Annotated in this window: 15 protein-coding genes, 1 tRNA gene and 1 pseudogene; 9 read left to right on the top strand and 8 right to left on the bottom strand. The window is 70.1% G+C overall.

What is annotated here, in order from left to right:
• Nucleotides 1-107 precede the first annotated feature (107 nt).
• Nucleotides 108-889: pseudogene (locus AMK26_RS13170) on the top strand (IS5 family transposase).
• An 8-nt stretch (nt 890-897) separates the two neighbouring features.
• On the opposite strand, the gene AMK26_RS13175 reads toward AMK26_RS13170, so the two are convergent.
• The 3 genes from AMK26_RS13175 to AMK26_RS13185 form a co-directional block, all read right to left on the bottom strand.
• Nucleotides 898-1,227 carry a hypothetical protein gene (locus AMK26_RS13175; protein WP_073754809.1) on the bottom strand — a complete coding sequence of 110 codons (330 nt, stop codon included), beginning with the start codon at nt 1,225-1,227 and terminating at the stop codon, nt 898-900.
• 153 nt (nt 1,228-1,380) lie between these two features.
• Nucleotides 1,381-1,602: a hypothetical protein gene (locus AMK26_RS36950; RefSeq protein ID WP_158071112.1), complete on the bottom strand. Its 222-nt coding sequence runs from the start codon at nt 1,600-1,602 to the stop codon at nt 1,381-1,383.
• A gap of 130 nt (nt 1,603-1,732) precedes the next feature.
• The gene (locus AMK26_RS13185) at nt 1,733-2,059 is read right to left on the bottom strand and encodes a hypothetical protein (RefSeq protein ID WP_073754811.1); all 327 of its coding nucleotides are present in this window, start codon (nt 2,057-2,059) and stop codon (nt 1,733-1,735) included.
• Between the two features lie 539 nt (nt 2,060-2,598).
• Between AMK26_RS13185 and AMK26_RS13190 the strand changes: the two genes are divergently transcribed.
• From AMK26_RS13190 to AMK26_RS13205, 3 genes are all read left to right on the top strand, one after another.
• Entirely contained in the window at nt 2,599-3,102 is a 504-nt protein-coding gene (locus tag AMK26_RS13190) for a GNAT family N-acetyltransferase (RefSeq protein WP_073754812.1), read from the top strand.
• Nucleotides 3,103-3,441: 339 nt separating this feature from the next.
• Nucleotides 3,442-3,594 carry a hypothetical protein gene (locus AMK26_RS13200; protein ID WP_198944060.1) on the top strand — a complete coding sequence of 51 codons (153 nt, stop codon included), beginning with the start codon at nt 3,442-3,444 and terminating at the stop codon, nt 3,592-3,594.
• A 237-nt stretch (nt 3,595-3,831) separates the two neighbouring features.
• Nucleotides 3,832-4,062: a PhzF family phenazine biosynthesis protein gene (locus AMK26_RS13205; RefSeq protein WP_241837885.1), complete on the top strand. Its 231-nt coding sequence runs from the start codon at nt 3,832-3,834 to the stop codon at nt 4,060-4,062.
• 148 nt (nt 4,063-4,210) lie between these two features.
• Here the strand turns inward: AMK26_RS13205 and AMK26_RS13210 are convergent.
• Nucleotides 4,211-4,298: transfer RNA gene (locus tag AMK26_RS13210), tRNA-Leu, on the bottom strand.
• 229 nt (nt 4,299-4,527) lie between these two features.
• Between AMK26_RS13210 and AMK26_RS13215 the strand changes: the two genes are divergently transcribed.
• Entirely contained in the window at nt 4,528-5,802 is a 1,275-nt protein-coding gene (locus tag AMK26_RS13215; protein WP_073754813.1) for a DUF2254 domain-containing protein, read from the top strand.
• 12 nt (nt 5,803-5,814) lie between these two features.
• Here AMK26_RS13215 and AMK26_RS13220 read toward each other — a convergent pair whose 3' ends face one another.
• From AMK26_RS13220 to sucC, 3 genes are read right to left on the bottom strand one after another with little or no spacing between them, the layout of a single operon-like run.
• Nucleotides 5,815-7,431 (bottom strand): aldehyde dehydrogenase family protein, encoded by a 1,617-nt coding sequence (locus AMK26_RS13220; protein ID WP_073754814.1) that lies wholly within the window; start codon nt 7,429-7,431, stop codon nt 5,815-5,817.
• Between the two features lie 41 nt (nt 7,432-7,472).
• Nucleotides 7,473-8,351, bottom strand: a complete 879-nt coding sequence (gene sucD / locus AMK26_RS13225) for a succinate--CoA ligase subunit alpha (RefSeq protein WP_073754815.1) — start codon at nt 8,349-8,351, stop codon at nt 7,473-7,475.
• An 11-nt stretch (nt 8,352-8,362) separates the two neighbouring features.
• Nucleotides 8,363-9,505 (bottom strand): ADP-forming succinate--CoA ligase subunit beta, encoded by a 1,143-nt coding sequence (gene sucC, locus AMK26_RS13230; protein ID WP_073754816.1) that lies wholly within the window; start codon nt 9,503-9,505, stop codon nt 8,363-8,365.
• Between the two features lie 317 nt (nt 9,506-9,822).
• On the opposite strand from sucC, the gene AMK26_RS13235 reads away from it, so the two are divergent.
• The 4 genes from AMK26_RS13235 to AMK26_RS13250 all read left to right on the top strand — a co-directional run bounded on the left by AMK26_RS13235 (nt 9,823) and on the right by AMK26_RS13250 (nt 16,439).
• Nucleotides 9,823-11,514: a thiamine pyrophosphate-binding protein gene (locus AMK26_RS13235; protein WP_073754817.1), complete on the top strand. Its 1,692-nt coding sequence runs from the start codon at nt 9,823-9,825 to the stop codon at nt 11,512-11,514.
• A 14-nt stretch (nt 11,515-11,528) separates the two neighbouring features.
• The gene (gene frc, locus AMK26_RS13240; RefSeq protein ID WP_073754818.1) at nt 11,529-12,758 is read left to right on the top strand and encodes a formyl-CoA transferase; all 1,230 of its coding nucleotides are present in this window, start codon (nt 11,529-11,531) and stop codon (nt 12,756-12,758) included.
• On the top strand, nt 12,758-14,899 hold the full coding sequence (locus AMK26_RS13245; RefSeq protein ID WP_073754819.1) for an acetate--CoA ligase family protein: 2,142 nt from the start codon (nt 12,758-12,760) through the stop codon (nt 14,897-14,899). Before frc ends, AMK26_RS13245 begins: the two co-directional genes overlap by 1 nt.
• A 154-nt stretch (nt 14,900-15,053) precedes the next feature.
• Entirely contained in the window at nt 15,054-16,439 is a 1,386-nt protein-coding gene (locus tag AMK26_RS13250; protein WP_073754820.1) for an OFA family MFS transporter, read from the top strand.
• A gap of 12 nt (nt 16,440-16,451) precedes the next feature.
• Here the strand turns inward: AMK26_RS13250 and AMK26_RS13255 are convergent, their stop codons facing one another.
• Nucleotides 16,452-17,519 (bottom strand): sugar phosphate isomerase/epimerase family protein, encoded by a 1,068-nt coding sequence (locus tag AMK26_RS13255; protein ID WP_073754821.1) that lies wholly within the window; start codon nt 17,517-17,519, stop codon nt 16,452-16,454.
• Nucleotides 17,520-17,569 lie beyond the last annotated feature (50 nt).

The following is a 17,569-nucleotide window of genomic DNA, read 5'->3' on the forward strand; positions in this document are numbered from 1 at the left end:
GGGGGTGTCTGGAAAGTCGGTGGCTCGTTGCTCTGTTTGTGGTGCGTCGACATGAACTGACGGACGAGTCGTGGGCGTTGATCGCTCCGTTGCTGGCACCGGGCCGTATGGGCCGGCCTGGGCGGGACCGGCGCCAGATCGTAAACGGAATCCTGTGGAAGCTGTCCACAGGTGCCGCCTGGCGGGATCTGCCAGAGCGATACGGGCCATGGAAGACGATCTACGATCGCTTCCGACACTGGTCGGCCGACGGCACGTGGGATCGCTTGCTGGCCCATGTCCAGCAGCACTCTGACGCCGTCGGCTCGGTGGACTGGTCGATCGTGTGTGTCGACTCCACCACCGTCCGGGCCCATCAGCACGCGGCCGGGGCCCGAGAAGGGGGCCCTGGCAGGGCGAGGCGCTCGGCCGGTCGCGCGGCGGGCTGACCAGCAAGATCCACCTCGCCTGCGACGGCCAGGGCAGGCCACTCGCCTTCACCCTGACTGGCGGGAACGCCAACGACTGCACCCAGTTCGAGGCCGTCATGGGCCGGATCAAGGTCGCCCGGCCGGGTCCGGGACGCCCCCGGACCCGGCCGGACCGCGTCGTCGCCGACAAGGGCTACTCCGCCCGCAAGATCCGCGCCTACCTGCGACGACGGGGCATCGCCGCAGCGATCCCGGAGCGGATCGACCAGATCAACGGACGCATCCGCCGGGGCGAGACACTCTGCCGCCTCGACCGGACCGCCTACCGGCGACGCAACGTGATCGAACGCTGCTTCAGCCGCCTCAAACAGAACCGGGCCCTGGCCACCCGCTACGACAAACGAGCCACCCACTACCAGGCCATGGTCACCCTCGCCTGCCTCCGACTCTGGCTCCAAGACTTTCCGGACACCCCCTAGGGCGTGTTTTAAGAACTGCTGATCTGCCTGGTTGGCCGCCCCGGGATGTTCCGGGCGGCCAACCAGTGGATGAGGTCGCTTGCGATGTTTCCGATGTCGGATTCGGTGCTGACCTCGTGTTCGCGGCGCGTGGCATCGCGGAGGTCGATCTCGTAGCCGCCCTCGTCCAAGACGGCGACGGAGGCGAACCAGGCTGGGGCGTCCTCATCGGGCTGGACGACCACGAAGGTGTTGTCAGTGTCGTTGAGATCGTCGATCAGCATGAACAGCGCGTCCTCGGACGGGTCATCGATGTGCTCACCGTTCTCGCTGTCGGCGCAGTAGTACCGACTCCCCATCGGGCGCCCCTCCCCTGTGCCGACGTCCCATGCGCGGTTGAGAGCGGCATGCAGTGCGGCGGCCAATGCGCGCGCCATCGGCTCGCTGTCCACGCCGTGTAGTAGCACAAGTAGACGGGGCCGCGGAGGAGTCGGGGCGGTGCCGGGAGCGGATCAGGTGGAGGACGGCTTCGCGTACGGGAGGCCGTAATACGCGAAGATGCAGGCGCGGGCGGTGTGCGCGTCACGGAGCAGGGCGGCGAATGCCGCCTCGGAGCGCCGGACATCCTTTATGGCCTCGCGAAGCCCTGCCGTCTCCTCCCGGGCCTGCGCCGCGCTGAGCGGCGGCCGCTCCGGTCGGGTGACGGAGTCCTCGTTCTGGTCTTGCGCGCCCATGTCCCCATCGTCCTCTTCGCCGGCGGACGGCACCGGCGAACCGGGGGAGGTGAAGACGAGCTCCGCCACACGCGCGGACCAAGCCGACGGTGTCGCCGGATACCCGGCCGGGCGTTCTCGTGTCTGGGGATCAGCACCACTCGTCGGCCAGGTGGGGGACGACCCTCTGGCAGTAGTGACACGTGAACCCGCTATCCAGGCCCACCGTCGAGCCGGCGCAAGTGGGGCACTCGCCCCGTTCGAGGACCGGGCCCCGTCCGGCCTCGCAGGCGGGGCAGAGGTGCGCGAGGACGTCGGGCGCAGCCGGGTAGTCCGGCAGAGCGACTGCCGACGGCCGGATGACCCAACCGGCCTCCACGATGACGTCCTTGAACCGGGCACCCTCCGGCAACACCTCGGGCTCCAGGTACAGGGCGAGGCAGCCCTCACGGTCGCAGGTCACGGCATTGCGGATCATCGGCTCTCCCGGTTCTCGCGTGGCTGGGCCAGTACAAGCGGGTGCCCGGGGCGTCCCCGTTCCATACGTAGCGGGAGCCGTGGCTTCAGTCGCGGAGCCAGTGTTCGCCTCTTCCGGGGTCCGGACCGGTGCCGGCGGCTCCCCTCCGTGGTTCTCCTGCTTGAACGTCCAGCGCATTTCAGCCGGGGGGCTGGGCATCGGCGGGCCGGGCGCACGGTGAAGGCTGTGGTGCCCGGACCGGATCCACCGACTTCCCCCCTCCCATGCTGTGGGTCCTCCAACCAGGAGTCGAACCTGCGGCCACGGGTGACTCGGGCTGGAGCACCGGAAGCACAGCAGTGGAAATCGGGTCAAGCCTGCGGGCTGTTTTCTCTATGGACGGGTGCGAAGCCGTTGCCATACCGATCACGGAGTCTGCCGATCGAACGGGAGTCTCGATCGGGTGATCGCGGGCCCTGCCCGGCATGAGGGCAGGGCCTGGCGGTATACGGGGAAAATCCAGGGGAGCGGACGGCCGCGCGCTGCTACGGTCGGGCGCCATGAGCTGGCTTCCCGATGACTTCGTCCACCCCGTCCTGGTACCGCTGACGGGCGGTGGCCATCACCTGCGGCCGATCCGGGAGGCGGACACCCCGCTCGACTATCCGGCTGTGATGGGTTCGCGCGAGCGGCTGTGGACCGTCTTCGGCCCGGCCTGGGGCTGGCCCGCGGCCACCATGACCTACAAGGCCGACCAGGCCGACCTGTTGCGGCACGAGAAGGAGATCGCCGCACACCAGTCCTTCAACTACGCGCTGTTCGACGCGGCGGAGACAGCTCTGCTCGGCTGTGTTTACATCGACCCACCGGAGAGGGCCGGCGCGGACGGCGAGATCTCCTGGTGGGTGGTGGACGAGTTGGTGGGCAGCAAGGTCGAGCAGGCCCTCGACGCGCTGGTGCCGCAATGGATCGCCGCCGACTGGCCGTTCGAGCAGCCGCGCTTCCTCGGCCGCGAGATCTCCTGGTCGGACTGGCTCGCCCTGCCGGAGCATCCCGACACGTAAGTGGTTGTTGCCCGTACCGATCTCGAAGGCTGTCGATCGAACGGAAGTCTCGATCGGGTGACTGCGGCGGTTTCCGCGCGTGAAAGCAGGGCCTCCAGGTAGCTGGGGGGTGGGATCACATTCCGAGTGGTGCCCGGAGGCCCTGTTGTCTTTGTTGTGCGTTCCCGAGCATATTGACGTCAACTTGCCCGCCGTGTCGTGCGACTGTCTCGCGCACGTGCACGACAATGCGGCCGACCATCCGGGACCGGGTGCGCCGGTATCCGTCGGACATGACGGACGCGGAGTGGGCGGCTGTCCGGCCGTGGCTGCCGGTGCCGGCCTGGTTCCAGGGGCGGGGTGGACGACCCGAGGGCTACTGTCGCTGACGCCGCCGCCGTGGACGCGGCGCTGGCGTCGCCGCACGGCCAGCGGCTGGCCGCGGATGTCGCCAACTACGCCACCGGCGGTGCGGTCATCATCCGCTATCCGGTACAGGACAGCACCGGCTGAGGGAGGCCGGTACGCTCCGGGACGCGTTCGGTCGGCCGCTCAAGGCCAGGTCCGGCCAGCGGCGGACGCCGGGCGTGCGGTCGCTGCTGCGGCCGGCACCTCGCACGCGGCGTTCCTCGACCGGGGCGGGCGCCGGACGGTGGCCGACCGGTCCGGTTCTTCCGCCCACACCTCAGCGGGCTGACAGCGGCGTGCCGGCGGTACGGGCTCCTCGGCTGTTTCGTGTACGTACCGCCGGTGGGCGACCGCCCGGGTGCGGCGCGGATGTTCGCGCCGGCGATCGGTGTCGACGAGGACGTCGCCAACGCCCACCTGCTCGACACGACAGGGGCGCAGACGGTCGCGATCGAGGTGGAGCAGGGTGACACCCTCGGTCGACCGGCCAGCGTGCTCGCTTCGGCCCGACGCGGGCCGGCGGGCATCACGACCCGGGTCGGCGGGTCAGCGGTGGTCCGCGACGGACACTGAGGCGACGACTAGACCGTCCTCTTCTGCGATCCGCGCATGGGGCTGGGGCTGTCCACGAAAAGGAGACGACAAGTACGTACGAGTCGCAGCAGTACGGCGTGATCACAACGCAGAATGCTGGTCGGGATGCATCCCGACCAGCATTCAATGGTGTCCGAGGGGGGACTTGAACCCCCACGCCCGATAAAGGGCACTAGCACCTCAAGCTAGCGCGTCTGCCATTCCGCCACCCGGACAAGGTGTCTGTCGCCGCGCGGGGTGTTTCCCGCGGCGACATGGATAACTCTACCAGGGGTTCGAGGCGCCCCTCACCCGCATATCCCGTGGTCAGGTGGGTGGCGCAGCCGCAACGGGGGGCCTTGGGGGACGGTCTCGGGCGACACTCGCGCAGGGTGTTCAGGTGCGTACGGATGGTACGGATAGCGTGCGGCGGTGAGCTACGTGCCGGAATACCGCAGGCCCCGGATGCTGTCGCCGCTGCGGGAGCATCTGCGGGACACCTTCTGGTTCGCGCCGACCGCTGGGCTGGTGTGCGTGGTCGTGCTCTGGCTGGTGGCGGCGGGGCTCGATGCGGAGATCGTCGAGTATCTGCGGGAGCGGCGGGCGTACGACGAGATCGGTGATCTCACCGCGATCGCGGAGGACGCCAAGACGATCGTCACGACGGTCAGCTCGGCGATGATGACCTTCATCGGTGTGGTCTTCAGCATCTCGCTGGTCGCGGTGCAGATGGCCAGCGGGCAGCTCACGCCCCGGGTGGTGCGCATCTTCGTGCGGAGCCGGATCAGCAAGCTGACGCTGACGGTGTTCCTGTCGACGTTCCTGTTCTCGCTGCTGGTGCTGACGTCGTACGAGAGCGAGACGCAGCCGGAGCGGGTGACGGCCGTACCGCTGGTGCAGTCGGTGGTGACGCTGGGGCTGGTGGGGCTGAGCCTGCTGCTGTTCATCGCGTATGTGACGACCACGCTGCGCCTGATGCAGGTGGGGCCGGTGGTGGACCGGATCACCCGGGAGGCGTTGCGGGTGCTGGTGCGGCAGTCGGGCGGTGGGCCGGATCAGGTGGCGCTGCCGGGCGAGACGGGGCGGGTGGTGCACCGGGGGCGGGCGGGGGTGCTGCGGGATGTGGACGTGGCGCGGCTGGTGCGGGTGGCGCGGCGGCAGGGGGCGGTGCTGCGCCTGATCCCGCGTATCGGGGATTACGTGGTGCCGGGTACGCCGGTGCTGGCCGTGCACGGCGGGCGGGAGCCGGACGTGGGCGCGTTGCGGTCGGCGGTCTCGGTGGGGGTGGAGCGGACGTTCCATCAGGACATGGGGTTCGGGCTGCGGCAGCTGGTGGACATCGCGCTGCGGGCGATGTCGCCGGCGGTGAACGATCCGACGACGGCGGTGCAGTGCCTGGACCGGATCGTGCAGTTCCTGGCGGCCGCCGCGCCGCGGCCGCTGGGCACCGTGCTCCACCGTGACCGGCGTGGCTGGGTACGGCTGGTTCAGGACGTGCCGGACTGGGACGATCTGGTCGATCTTGGGTTCGCCGAGCTGAGGAGGTGCGCGGTGGAGAGCCCGCAGGTCACGCGGCGGATGCTGGCCGGTATCGACGATCTGCTGCTGCTCGTGGAGGAGGACCGGCGGGAGCCGCTCCTGCGCCACCGTGCGCTCCTCGAACAGGCCGTGGAGCGTACGGTGGCGCAGCCCGCCGACCGGGTGTTCGCCCTGGAGCCCGACCGGCAGGGCATCGGGTAGGGGTGGAAGCCCTCAGGGCATGAGGTGGTGGTCGGGGAAGTTGCCCGGCGGGCGTTCGGTGGGCGGGCCCTGCGTGACCGCTTTCACCAGCAGGGCGCCGCCGACGAAGGCGCCGCGCCAGGAGGCGCCGAAGCCGCCGAAGAGTTCGTCGCGGTCGCCGCGTGAACGGGGGACGCCGTGGCCGGTTTTGAAGGCGCGGATCTGGGGGGCGAGACGGGCGTAGGTGGCCGCGTCGTCGGTGGAGAGAGTGGCGACGAGGGCGCCGTTGGAGGCGTTCATCGCGGCGAGCAGTTCCGCCTCCGTATCGACGAGGACGATGGTGTCGACCGGGCCGAAGGGTTCCGCGTGGTGGAGCGGCGAGGAGGGGGGCGGGTTGAGGAGGGTGACCGGGGGGAGGTACGCGGCGGTGTCCTGGCCCGGGAGGAAGCGGCCGTCGGCGAGGGTGCCGCGGTGGAGGGGGACGGCGCCGCGGTCGATGGCCTCGGCCACCTGGTCGGCGAGCTCCTTGGCCTTGGCCGCGTTGATGAGCGGGCCGAAGTCCAGGGTGGGAAGCGGGTCACCGGGACGCTTGACGGCGAGGGGGTGACCGATGCGGAGGGAGCGTACGGCGGGGAGGTAGGCCGCGAGGAACTCGGCGAACAGGTCCCGCTGGACGACGAACCGCGGGTAGGCGGTGCAGCGCTGCTTGCCGTAGTCGAAGAGTTTGGGGACGACGGCGGTGAGGGCGGGCCAGTCGGTGTAGTTCCAGATGCCCCAGGTGTTGAGACCCTCTTGTTCGAGGATGTGCCGTTTGCCGAGGTCGGCCATGGCCGTGGCGATCCGGGCGCCGGTGTCGCGGCCGCCGACGAAGGAGACGCAGCCGATCTCGGGCGCGCGGACGAGCGGGTCGGAGAGTTCGCTGCCGCTGCCGCTGAGGAGGGTGATCGGGATGCCTTCGCGGGCGGCGAGCGCCGAGGCGAGGGTCAGGCAGGCCAGTCCGCCGTCGGTCGGGGTCTTGGCGATCACCGCGTTGCCGGCCAGGGCCTGCACGAGCATCGCGTGGACCAGGACGGACATCGGGTAGTTCCAGCTGGCGATGTTGGAGACGGGGCCGTCCAGCGGGGCGCGGCCCTCCAGCATGGGCGCGATGCCGTCGACGTACCACCTGACGCCGTCGATGGCTCGGTCCACGTCGGCCTGGGCGAGCCGCCAGGGCTTGCCGATCTCCCAGACGAGGAGGAGCGCGAGCAGTTCCCGGTGCTCGGTGAGGGCGTCGAGGGTGGCGGCGACGCGGGCACGGCGCTCGGGCAGCGGGATGTGCCGCCAGGCGCGGTGCTCGTCGAGGGACGCGCGGACCGCCTGGTGGGCGGTGGCGGCGTCGAGGCGGGGCGGGCCGGCGATGGGGCTGCCGTCGACGGGGCTGGTGGCGGGCAGGGCGTGGCCGTCGGGCCGCCAGGCCCCGTTCCAGAGGTTGAGGACGCGGTCGTCGTCCTGGAAGGCCTCGGGTGCGGTGGTGAGGCAGCGCTGCCAGGCGTCGGACCAGGCGGTGCCGGGTTTTAGGGTGAGGGGGGTGGGGGTGGGGCCGGATGCCCTCGCGGTTGCGGATGCGGATGTGGTTGCGGATGTGGATGTGGATGCTGCGGATGCCATGGGTGTCTCCGCTCTCGGTGCACAGTCGGGGGCGGGAGGTGTTACGTGCGGGCGGCGAGGACCAGGCGGGCGGTTTCGGTGGGTGTGGCGCCGACCTGGACGCCGGCGGCTTCGAGGGCCCTCTGCTTGGCCTGGGCGGTGCCGGACGAACCGGAGACGATCGCGCCGGCGTGGCCCATGGTCTTGCCTTCGGGGGCGGTGAAGCCGGCGATGTAGGCGATGACGGGTTTGGTGATGTGTGCGGCGATGTGGGCCGCGGCGCGTTCCTCGGCGTCGCCGCCGATCTCGCCGATGAGGACGATGAGGTCGGTGTCCGGGTCGTTCTCGTACGCGGTCAGGCAGTCGATGTGGGTGGTGCCGACCACCGGGTCGCCGCCGATGCCGACGGCCGAGGAGAAGCCGGTGTCGCGCAGCTCGTGCATGAGTTGGTAGGTGAGCGTGCCGGACTTGGAGACCAGGCCGATCGGGCCGGGTTCGGGGGCGATGTCGGCCGGGATGATGCCGGCGGTGGACTGTCCGGGGCTGATGAGACCGGGACAGTTGGGGCCGATGACGCGGGTGCCGCGTTCCCTCGCGTACGCCTGGAAGGCGACGGCGTCGTGGACGGGGATGCCCTCAGTGATGACGACGGCGAGGCCGATCCCGGCGTCGGCGGCTTCGGTGACGGCCGCCTTGGCGAAGGGGGGCGGGACGAAGACGACGGTGACGTCGGCGCCGGTGGCGGCCATGGCCTCGCGTACGGAGCCGAAGACCGGGACCGTACGGCCGGGGAAGTCGGCCGAGCGGCCCGCCTTGCGCGGGTTGACGCCGCCGACGATGTCGGTGCCGGCGGCGAGCATGCGGCCGGTGTGCTTCATGCCCTCGGCGCCGGTCATGCCCTGGACGAGGACCTTGCTCTCCTTGGTGAGGAAGATGGCCATGGCGGGTCCCTTCAGGTGGTGGCGAGTTCGGCGGCGCGGCGGGCGGCGCCGTCCATGGTGGTGACCTGTTCGACGAGGGGGTGGGCGCGGGCGTCGAGGATGGCGCGGCCCTGGGCGGCGTTGTTGCCGTCGAGGCGGACGACGAGCGGTTTGGTCAGGCGGACGCTGTCCAGGGCCTGGACGATGCCCTCGGCGACGGCGTCGCAGGCGGTGATGCCGCCGAAGACGTTGACGAGGACGCTGCGTACGTCCGTGTCGGCGAGGACGACGTCGAGGCCGTCGGCCATGACCTGGGCGGAGGCGCCGCCGCCGATGTCGAGGAAGTTGGCGGGGCGGGCGCCGCAGCCGGCGACGACGTCGAGGGTGGACATGACGAGTCCGGCGCCGTTGCCGATGACGCCCACCTGTCCGTCGAGCTTGACGTAGGTGAGGCCCTTGGCGGCCGCGGCCTCCTCCAAGGGGTCGGCGGCAGGGTCGGTTACCGGGTCGCCGTGCTTGTCGCCCCAGCGGCTCCGCCGGAAGCGGGCGTTGTCGTCGAGGGTGACCTTGCCGTCGAGGGCGAGCAGTTCGCCGTCGGTGGTGCGGACGAGCGGGTTGACCTCGACGAGCAGGGCGTCCTCGCGGACGAGGACCTGCCAGAGGCCCCGGAGGGTTCCGGCGGCTTCGGCGGGGAGGCCGGCCGCGGCGGCGATCTCGGCCGCCTTGGCGTGCGGGACGCCTTCGGCGGGGTCGACGGGGATGCGGACGACGGCCTCGGGGCGGGTGGCGGCGACCTCCTCGATGTCCATGCCGCCCTCGGAGGACGCGATGGCGAGGAAGCGGCCGGCGGCACGGTCGAGGACGTAGCTGACGTAGAACTCGGCGTCGATGTCGACCGGTCGGGCGAGCATGACCCTGCGTACGGTGTGGCCCTTGATGTCCATGCCGAGCATCTGGCGGGTGGCCAGTTCGGCGGCGGCGGGGTCGGCGGCGAGCCTCACACCGCCCGCCTTGCCGCGGCCGCCGGTCTTGACCTGGGCCTTGACGACGACGCGTCCGCCCAGGAGTTCGGCGGCGTGGCGCGCCTCGCGGGGGTGGTCCACGACGGCCGCGTCGGGGACGGGGATGCCGTGGTCCTTGAAGAGTTCCCTTGCCTGGTGCTCGTACAGGTCCATGGGCGGACTCCTGTCGATTCCTGTCGGTGGCCGGGCGCTGAGTGCCGGGCGCTGAGTGCCGGGCGCTGAGTGCCGGGCGCTGAGTGCCGGGCGCTGAGTGTGGGCGCTGGGTGACGGCGCTGAGTGCCGGGTGCCGCGGCGCTCGTTGCCGGGTGCCGGGGCGCTGGTTGCCGGGTGCCGCGGCGACCGGCGTCGGGCGATGAAAGTGCCGTACGACCCCTGGACACCTCCCAGCGGATGCGGGATAACAAGGTTCATACAGTATTCGTCGACTGTATGCAATCTACCGCTCCCCTACGAAGGGACAGGACTTCGCCATGTCCGATGACAGCCAGGACCGGCAGGACCGCATCTCCGGTGGACATCTGGTCGCCAAGGCCCTCAAGGCGGAGGGGGTCGACGTCATCTACACGCTCTGCGGCGGCCACATCATCGACATCTACGACGGATGCGTCGACGAGGGCATCGACGTCGTCGACGTACGCCATGAGCAGGTCGCCGCCCACGCCGCCGACGGGTACGCCCGCGTCACCGGCAAGCCGGGCTGTGCGGTGGTCACCGCCGGGCCCGGCACGACCGACGCGGTGACCGGTGTCGCCAACGCCTTCCGCGCCGAGTCGCCCATGCTGCTGATCGGCGGCCAGGGCGCGCACACCCAGCACAAGATGGGCTCACTCCAGGACCTGCCGCACGTGGACATGATGACGCCCATCACCAAGTTCGCCGCGACCGTTCCGGACACGGCCCGGGCGGCCGACATGGTGTCGATGGCGTTCCGCGAGTGCTATCACGGGGCGCCCGGGCCGTCGTTCCTGGAGATCCCGCGCGATGTGCTGGACGCGACCGTGCCGGTGGAGAAGGCGCGCGTGCCGAAGGCCGGGCACTACCGCGCCTCCACCCGCCAGGCCGGGGACCCCGAGGCGGTCGAGAAGCTGGCCCACCTGCTCGTACACGCCGAGAAGCCGGCGATCCTGCTGGGCAGCCAGGTGTGGACGACCAGGGCGACGGACGCGGCCATCGGCCTCGTACGGGCCCTGAACATCCCCGCGTACATGAACGGTGCCGGGCGCGGCACGCTGCCGCCGGGCGATCCGCACCACTTCCAGCTCTCGCGGCGCTACGCCTTCTCCCACGCGGACGTCATCGTGATCGTCGGTACGCCGTTCGACTTCCGGATGGGATACGGCAAGCGGCTGTCGCCGGACGCGACGGTGGTGCAGATCGACCTGGACTACCGGACGGTGGGAAAGAACCGGGACATCGACCTGGGGATCGTGGGGGACGCGGGTCTCGTCCTCGCGTCGGTGGCCCAGGCGGCGTCTGGGCGGCTCAACGGCGGCGCCGTGCGGCGCAAGGCATGGCTGGAGGAGCTGCGGGCCGCCGAGCAGACCGCCCTGGAGAAGCGGCTGCCGCAGCTAAGGTCGGACGCCTCCCCCATCCACCCGTACCGGCTGGTCAGCGAGATCAACGACTTCCTCACCGAGGACTCGATCTACATCGGTGACGGTGGCGACATCGTCACCTTCTCCGGGCAGGTCGTGCAGCCCAAGTCGCCCGGGCACTGGATGGACCCGGGACCGCTGGGCACCCTCGGCGTCGGTATCCCCTTCGTGCTCGCCGCCAAGCAGGCGCGGCCGGACAAGGAGGTGGTGGCGCTCTTCGGCGACGGCGCGTTCTCCCTGACCGGCTGGGACTTCGAGACCCTCGTCCGCTACGACCTCCCCTTCGTCGGCATCGTCGGCAACAACTCCTCCATGAACCAGATCCGTTACGGCCAGGCTCAGAAGTACGGCCTGGAGCGCGAGCGGGTCGGCAACACCCTCGGCGACGTCCACTACGACAAGTTCGCCCAGATGCTGGGCGGTTACGGCGAGGAGGTGCGCGACCCCGCCGACATCGGGCCGGCGCTGCGGCGCGCCCGTGAGTCCGGGAAGCCCTCGCTGATCAACGTGTGGGTCGACCCCGACGCATACGCCCCCGGAACCATGAACCAGACCATGTACAAGTGAGGAGCGAGCCGGTCATGACCAAGGCTCTTGAGGGCGTGCGCGTCCTCGACATGACGCATGTGCAGTCCGGCCCGTCCGCCACGCAGCTGCTGGCGTGGCTGGGTGCGGACGTGGTGAAGCTGGAGGCGCCGAGCGGTGACATCACGCGCAAGCAGCTGCGTGACATCCCGGACGTCGACTCGCTCTACTTCACGATGCTCAACTGCAACAAGCGGAGCATCACCCTCAACACCAAGACCGAGCGCGGCAAGGAGCTGCTCACCGAGCTGATCCGCCGGTCCGATGTGATGGTGGAGAACTTCGGTCCGGGCGCGGTGGACCGCATGGGCTTCACCTGGGACCGCATCCAGGAGATCAATCCGCGTATCGTCTATGCCTCCATCAAGGGGTTCGGCGAAGGCCCGTACACCAACTTCAAGGCGTACGAGGTCGTCGCGCAGGCCATGGGTGGCTCCATGTCCACCACCGGTTTCGAGGACGGCCCGCCGCTCGCGACGGGCGCCCAGATCGGCGACTCGGGCACGGGGGTGCATGCCGTGGCGGGGATCCTCGCCGCGTTGTTCCAGCGCGAGAGCACGGGGCGCGGGCAGCGTGTGCAGGTGGCGATGCAGCACGCCGTACTGAATCTGTGCCGGGTCAAGCTGCGGGACCAGCAGCGCCTGGCGCACGGCCCGCTGGCTGAATATCCCAACGAGGACTTCGGCACGGAAGTTCCCCGGTCAGGAAACGCCTCCGGCGGCGGTCAGCCGGGCTGGGCCGTCAGGTGCGCGCCCGGCGGTCCGAACGACTATGTGTACGTCATCGTCCAGCCGGTCGGCTGGGCTCCGATCTGCGAGCTGATCGGCCGGCCGGAGCTGGCCGAGGACCCCGAGTGGGCGACGCCGGAGGCGCGGCTGCCGAAGCTGGGGAAGATGTTCCAGCTGATCGAGGAGTGGTCGGCCACGATGCCCAAGTGGGAGGTGCTGGAGCAGCTCAACGCCCGGGGCATCCCGTGCGGTCCGATCCTCTCCACCAAGGAGATCATCGAGGACGCCTCGCTGGTCGCCAACGAGATGGTCGTCGAGGTCCCGCACCCGCGGCGCGGCACGTTCACGACGGTCGGCTCGCCGCTCAAGCTCTCCGACTCGCCGGTCGAGGTGGTCACCTCACCGCTGCTCGGCGAGCACAACGAAGAGGTGTACGTCGGTGAGCTCGGCCTCGGCGACGAGGAGCTGCGGCTGCTGAAGACGAGCGGGGTGATCTGATGACGTACGAGTTCCGGAAGGACGCCGTGCGGGCCGTGCTGGACGCCGTACGGGCCGAGGGGCGCACCGCGCTGACGGCGCCCGAGGGCAAGGCGGTGGCCGACGCGTACGGGATCGCCGTGCCCGGTGAGGAGCTGGCGGGTGATGTGGAGGCGGCGGTGGCCGCCGCCGACCGGCTCGGCGGGGGCAAGGTCGTCCTGAAGATTGTTTCCCCCGACATCCTGCACAAAACCGATGCGGGCGGGGTGGTTGTCGGCGTCGAGGGCGCGGCGGAGATACGGGCGGCGTTCCGCCGGATCGTCGAGAACGCGAAGGCGTACGCGCCGGGTGCCCGCATCGACGGCGTACAGGTGCAGCAGATGCTGCCGCCCGGCCAGGAGGTGATCGTCGGGGCGGTGACGGACCCGACGTTCGGGAAGGTCGTCGCCTTCGGGCTGGGCGGGGTGCTGGTGGAGGTGCTGAAGGACGTCACCTTCCGGCTGGCGCCGGTGGACGCGGACGAGGCGGCCTCGATGCTCGACTCGATCCGCGCGGCGGAGGTACTGCGGGGGGTGCGGGGCGCCGCGCCGGTGGACCGGTGGGCGCTCGCCGAGCAGATCCGGCGGGTGTCCCGACTGGTGACGGACTTCCCGGACATCGCGGAGGTGGACCTGAACCCGGTGATCGCCACGCCTGAGGGCGCGGTGGCGGCGGACATCCGGGTCATCCTCGCCGAGGGCGACGCGCCGAAGCCACGGCGCCGTTACGGCCGGGAGGAGATCCTCCGGTCGATGCGGCGGCTGATGCAGCCCCGTGCGGTGGCGGTGATCGGGGCGTCCAACCAGCAGGGGAAGATCGGCAATTCGGTGATGCGGAACCTCATCGACGGGGGCTTCCCGGGCGAGATCCATCCGGTGAACCCCAAGGCCGATGACATTCTGGGCCGCAAGGCGTACAAGAGTGTCACGGACGTTCCCGGTGAGGTGGATGTGGCGGTCTTCACCATCCCTGCCCCGTTCGTGGCGGCGGCGCTGGAGGAGGTGGGGCGCAAGGGGATTCCCAACGCCGTCCTCATCCCGTCCGGATTCGCCGAGACCGGGGAACACGCCTTGCAGGCCGAGATCGTGGCGATCGCGGAGCGGCACGGGATCCGGCTGCTCGGGCCCAACATCTACGGCTACTACTCGACCTGGCAGGACCTGTGCGCCACGTTCTGCACGCCGTACGACGTGAAGGGCGGGGTGGCGCTGACCTCGCAGTCCGGCGGCATCGGGATGGCGATCCTCGGGTTCGCCCGCACCACGCGGACGGGGGTGTCGGCGATCGTCGGGCTCGGCAACAAGTCGGACATCGACGAGGACGACCTGCTCACCTGGTTCGGCGAGGATCCCCACACCCAGTGCATCGCCATGCACCTGGAGGACCTCAAGGACGGCCGCGCCTTTGTGGAGGCGGCTCGCGAGACGGTGCCAAGGAAGCCGGTGGTGGTGCTGAAGGCGGGCCGTACGAGCGCGGGTGCCCGGGCCGCCGGCTCGCACACGGGCGCCCTGGCGGGCGACGACGCGGTGTACGACGACATCCTGCGGCAGGCGGGGGTCATCCGGGCGCCGGGGCTGAACGAGATGCTGGAATACGCGCGGGCGCTGCCCGTCCTGCCGGCGCCCAAGGGCGACAACGTCGTGATCATCACGGGAGCGGGCGGCTCGGGGGTGCTGCTGTCCGACGCCATCGTCGACAACGGGCTGTCGTTGATGGAGATCCCGGACGACCTGGACGCCGCCTTCAAGGCGTTCATCCCGCCCTTCGGCGCGGCCGGCAACCCGATCGACATCACGGGAGGGGAGCCTCCCTCGACGTACGAGGCGACGATCCGGCTGGGCCTGGAGGACCCGCGCGTCCACGCGCTGGTGCTGGGCTACTGGCACACCATCGTCACTCCCCCGATGGTGTTCGCCGAGCTCACCGCGCGCGTGGTGGCGGATTGCCGCGCCAAGGGCATCGAGAAGCCGGTCGTGGCGTCGCTCGCGGGCGACGTCGAGGTGGAGGAGGCGTGCCAGTACCTCTTCGAGCGGGGCGTCGTGGCGTACCCGTACACGACGGAGAAGCCGGTCGCGGCGCTGGGCGCCAAGTACCGCTGGGCGCGGGCAGCGGGGCTGCTGTGACGGCCCGGTGGGTGGACGGGGGCGGTGGTCGATGAGCTGAGTGACGGTTCGACCCGACGGGGCCCGCGGACACCGCTCGTCGCGGGCCCCCGCACGAGAAGTACTGGACAGGGGGCGCTGGCCTGGCTTCTTCGACGCAAGGGGTTCGATCGACATGGCGACAGCACACATCTCCACACCCGTCCCCTACAGGGAGGTGACGGACGCCAACGGCCGCGTTTACCGCATCGGCGAGTCCGATGTCGACATCATGGGCCGCAAGCGCAAGTGGATGGTCATCCTGCCGTGGGTCGGCATGATGGGCATCAGCTCGGCGGAGTACGCGTTCGCGTCCGCCGAGGAGACCCTGCACACCGCGCACGGCTGGGGCAGCCAGCACATCTTCTGGATGCTGGGCGTGTGGGTCTTCTTCCAGGCCGCGGTGGCCTTCCCGGCCGGCAAGCTGCGCGAGAGCGGGAAACTGCCCGCCCGGTGGGCGATGATGCTGGGCGCAGTGGGCACCCTGCTCGGTTATCTGTCGCTCGCGTTCGCGCCGCACGTCATCGCCGCGTACATAGGTTTCGGCATGTTCAGCGGCATGGGCGCGGGCATGGTCTACGCGACGTGCGTGAACATGGTCGGCAAGTGGTATCCGGAGCGCAAGGGCGGCAAGACGGGCTTCGTCAATGGCGGGTTCGCCTATGGTTCGGTGCCCTTCGTCTTCATTTTCACCGGCTATATGGACCTGACCAACTTCCGTTGGGTCCTGGTGTCGGTCGGGCTGTTCCTGGCGGCGACGGTGGCGGTCGCCGGGTACTTCTTCCAGGATCCGCCGAAGAACTGGTGGCCGGCCGAGGTCGACCCGCTGAGGAAGCCGGACGACCCGCGGGCGCGGCGCGCGCTGGAGAAGAATCCGCCGGCCGTGAAGCAGTACACCCCGAAGGAGGCCTGGCAGACCGGCCGGGTGGCCCTGATGTGGTTCTGCCTGCTGTGCACGTCGGGGGTGAACATCTTCGGTATCGCCTTCCAGGTACCGTTCGGTGACGAGGCCGGGTTCGCGGGCGGCATCGTGGCGACGGCGATGTCCCTGAAGGCGATCGTGAACGGCACGGGGCGCGGGGTCATCGGCTGGCTGTCGGACCGGTACGGGCGCAAGCAGTGCCTGATCTTCGTCTGCATCGTGCTGGGCCTGTCGCAGTACGGGATCCTGATGGCCGGCAACATCGGCAATCTGCCGCTGTTCCTGCTGTTCTCCAGCATCTCCGGGTTCGGCGGCGGGGCGATCTTCCCGATGTTCGCGGCGATGACGGCGGACTACTTCGGGGAGAACAACAACGCCTCCAACTACGGTCTGGTCTACAGCTCGAAGCTGGTGTCCGGGCTTCTCGGATCCGGCATGGGCGCCGTGGTGGTGGGCGCCTGGGGCTACGGCGGTGCCTTCGTGCTCGCGGGCTCGATCTCGCTGTTCGCCGGTTTCGTGGCGCTGTTCCTGCATCCGCCGGGGCGGCCGCGGGCCCGCCACATCACGGCGAACCCGCGGCCGATCAGCCGGGACGTCTAGCGTTTCCCGGGTTCAGCAGTCCTTCTCGCGCAGTGAGTGAAGGTGGGTGCTCGCCTTGCGGGCGAACGTGAAGGACTCAGCGGGGTTGTCGTGTTCGGCCTGCCAGTGGTGGTCGCGCCGGCCGCCGTGGGTGCGGGTGACCGCCGAGATGAACCGCTGGTAGTCGATGTCTCCGTCTCCGACGTCCACCATCCGGTAGCCGTCGCGGGCGGAGTCGTCGCGTTCGCCGTCCTTGACGTGGAAGAGCGGGTAGCGGTCGGGCTGCTTCAGTACGTAGGCGAGGGGGTCGAAGGGCGCGGGCGTGCCGTCGGCGCGCTTGCCGAACCGGAACTGGCCGGCGTAGGCCCAGTAGATGTCCATCTCCAGGTAGACGAGGTCCGGGTCGGTCTCGGCGAGGAGCACGTCGTAGAGGCGGACGTCCGGCCGGTCGGTGGCGAAGGAGAACTCCTCGGCGTGGTTGTGCTGGTAGAACTTCATGCCGCGCTTCTTCGCCTCGGCGCCGTAGTGGTTGAACTCCTCGGCGCAGCGCTTCCAGCCGTCGACGGTGGCGCCGTAGCGCCAGGGGCCGGAGGCGGTGCCGATGTGCTGGAGGCCGAGGGCCTGGGCGTCGTCGAGGACCTTCGTGAGGTTCTGGGCGAAGGTGTAGGCCTTGGGGTCGGAGGAGTAGTAGCCGACGTGGCTGCCGATGGCGCGCAGGCCGTGGTCGCGGGTGAGCCGCTTCAGCTGGGCGAGGGTGATGGGGCCCGCGGAGCCCTGGCTGTACCCGGCGTACTCGACCTCGTCGTAGCCGAAGCGCCTCAGCTCCTCGAAGACCTTGGCGAAGCCGAGGGTGGAGACCTTGTCGCGCAGGGAGTACAGCTGGATGCCGAGGCGGCCGGGGGGCAGGACGGGGCGGCCGCGGCCGCTGCTCGCGCCGGTGTCGGTGGCCGATGCGGTGGTGGTACCGCCGAGCAGGGCGGCGGCCGTGGCGCCGGCGGCGACTCCCAGCATGTTGCGTCTGCTGAGCCTGTGCGCGAGTTCGGGATCGGCGGTCGTGCTCGTGGTCGTGGTCGTGGTCGTGGTCGTGGTCGTGCGAGGCATGTGGATAACTCCTCGTTGTCAGTGGCGTCTGCTTCACTGGAGATCGCTGG

The sequence above is a fragment of the Streptomyces sp. CB03234 genome, assembly GCF_001905885.1.
GTDB lineage: Bacteria > Actinomycetota > Actinomycetes > Streptomycetales > Streptomycetaceae > Streptomyces.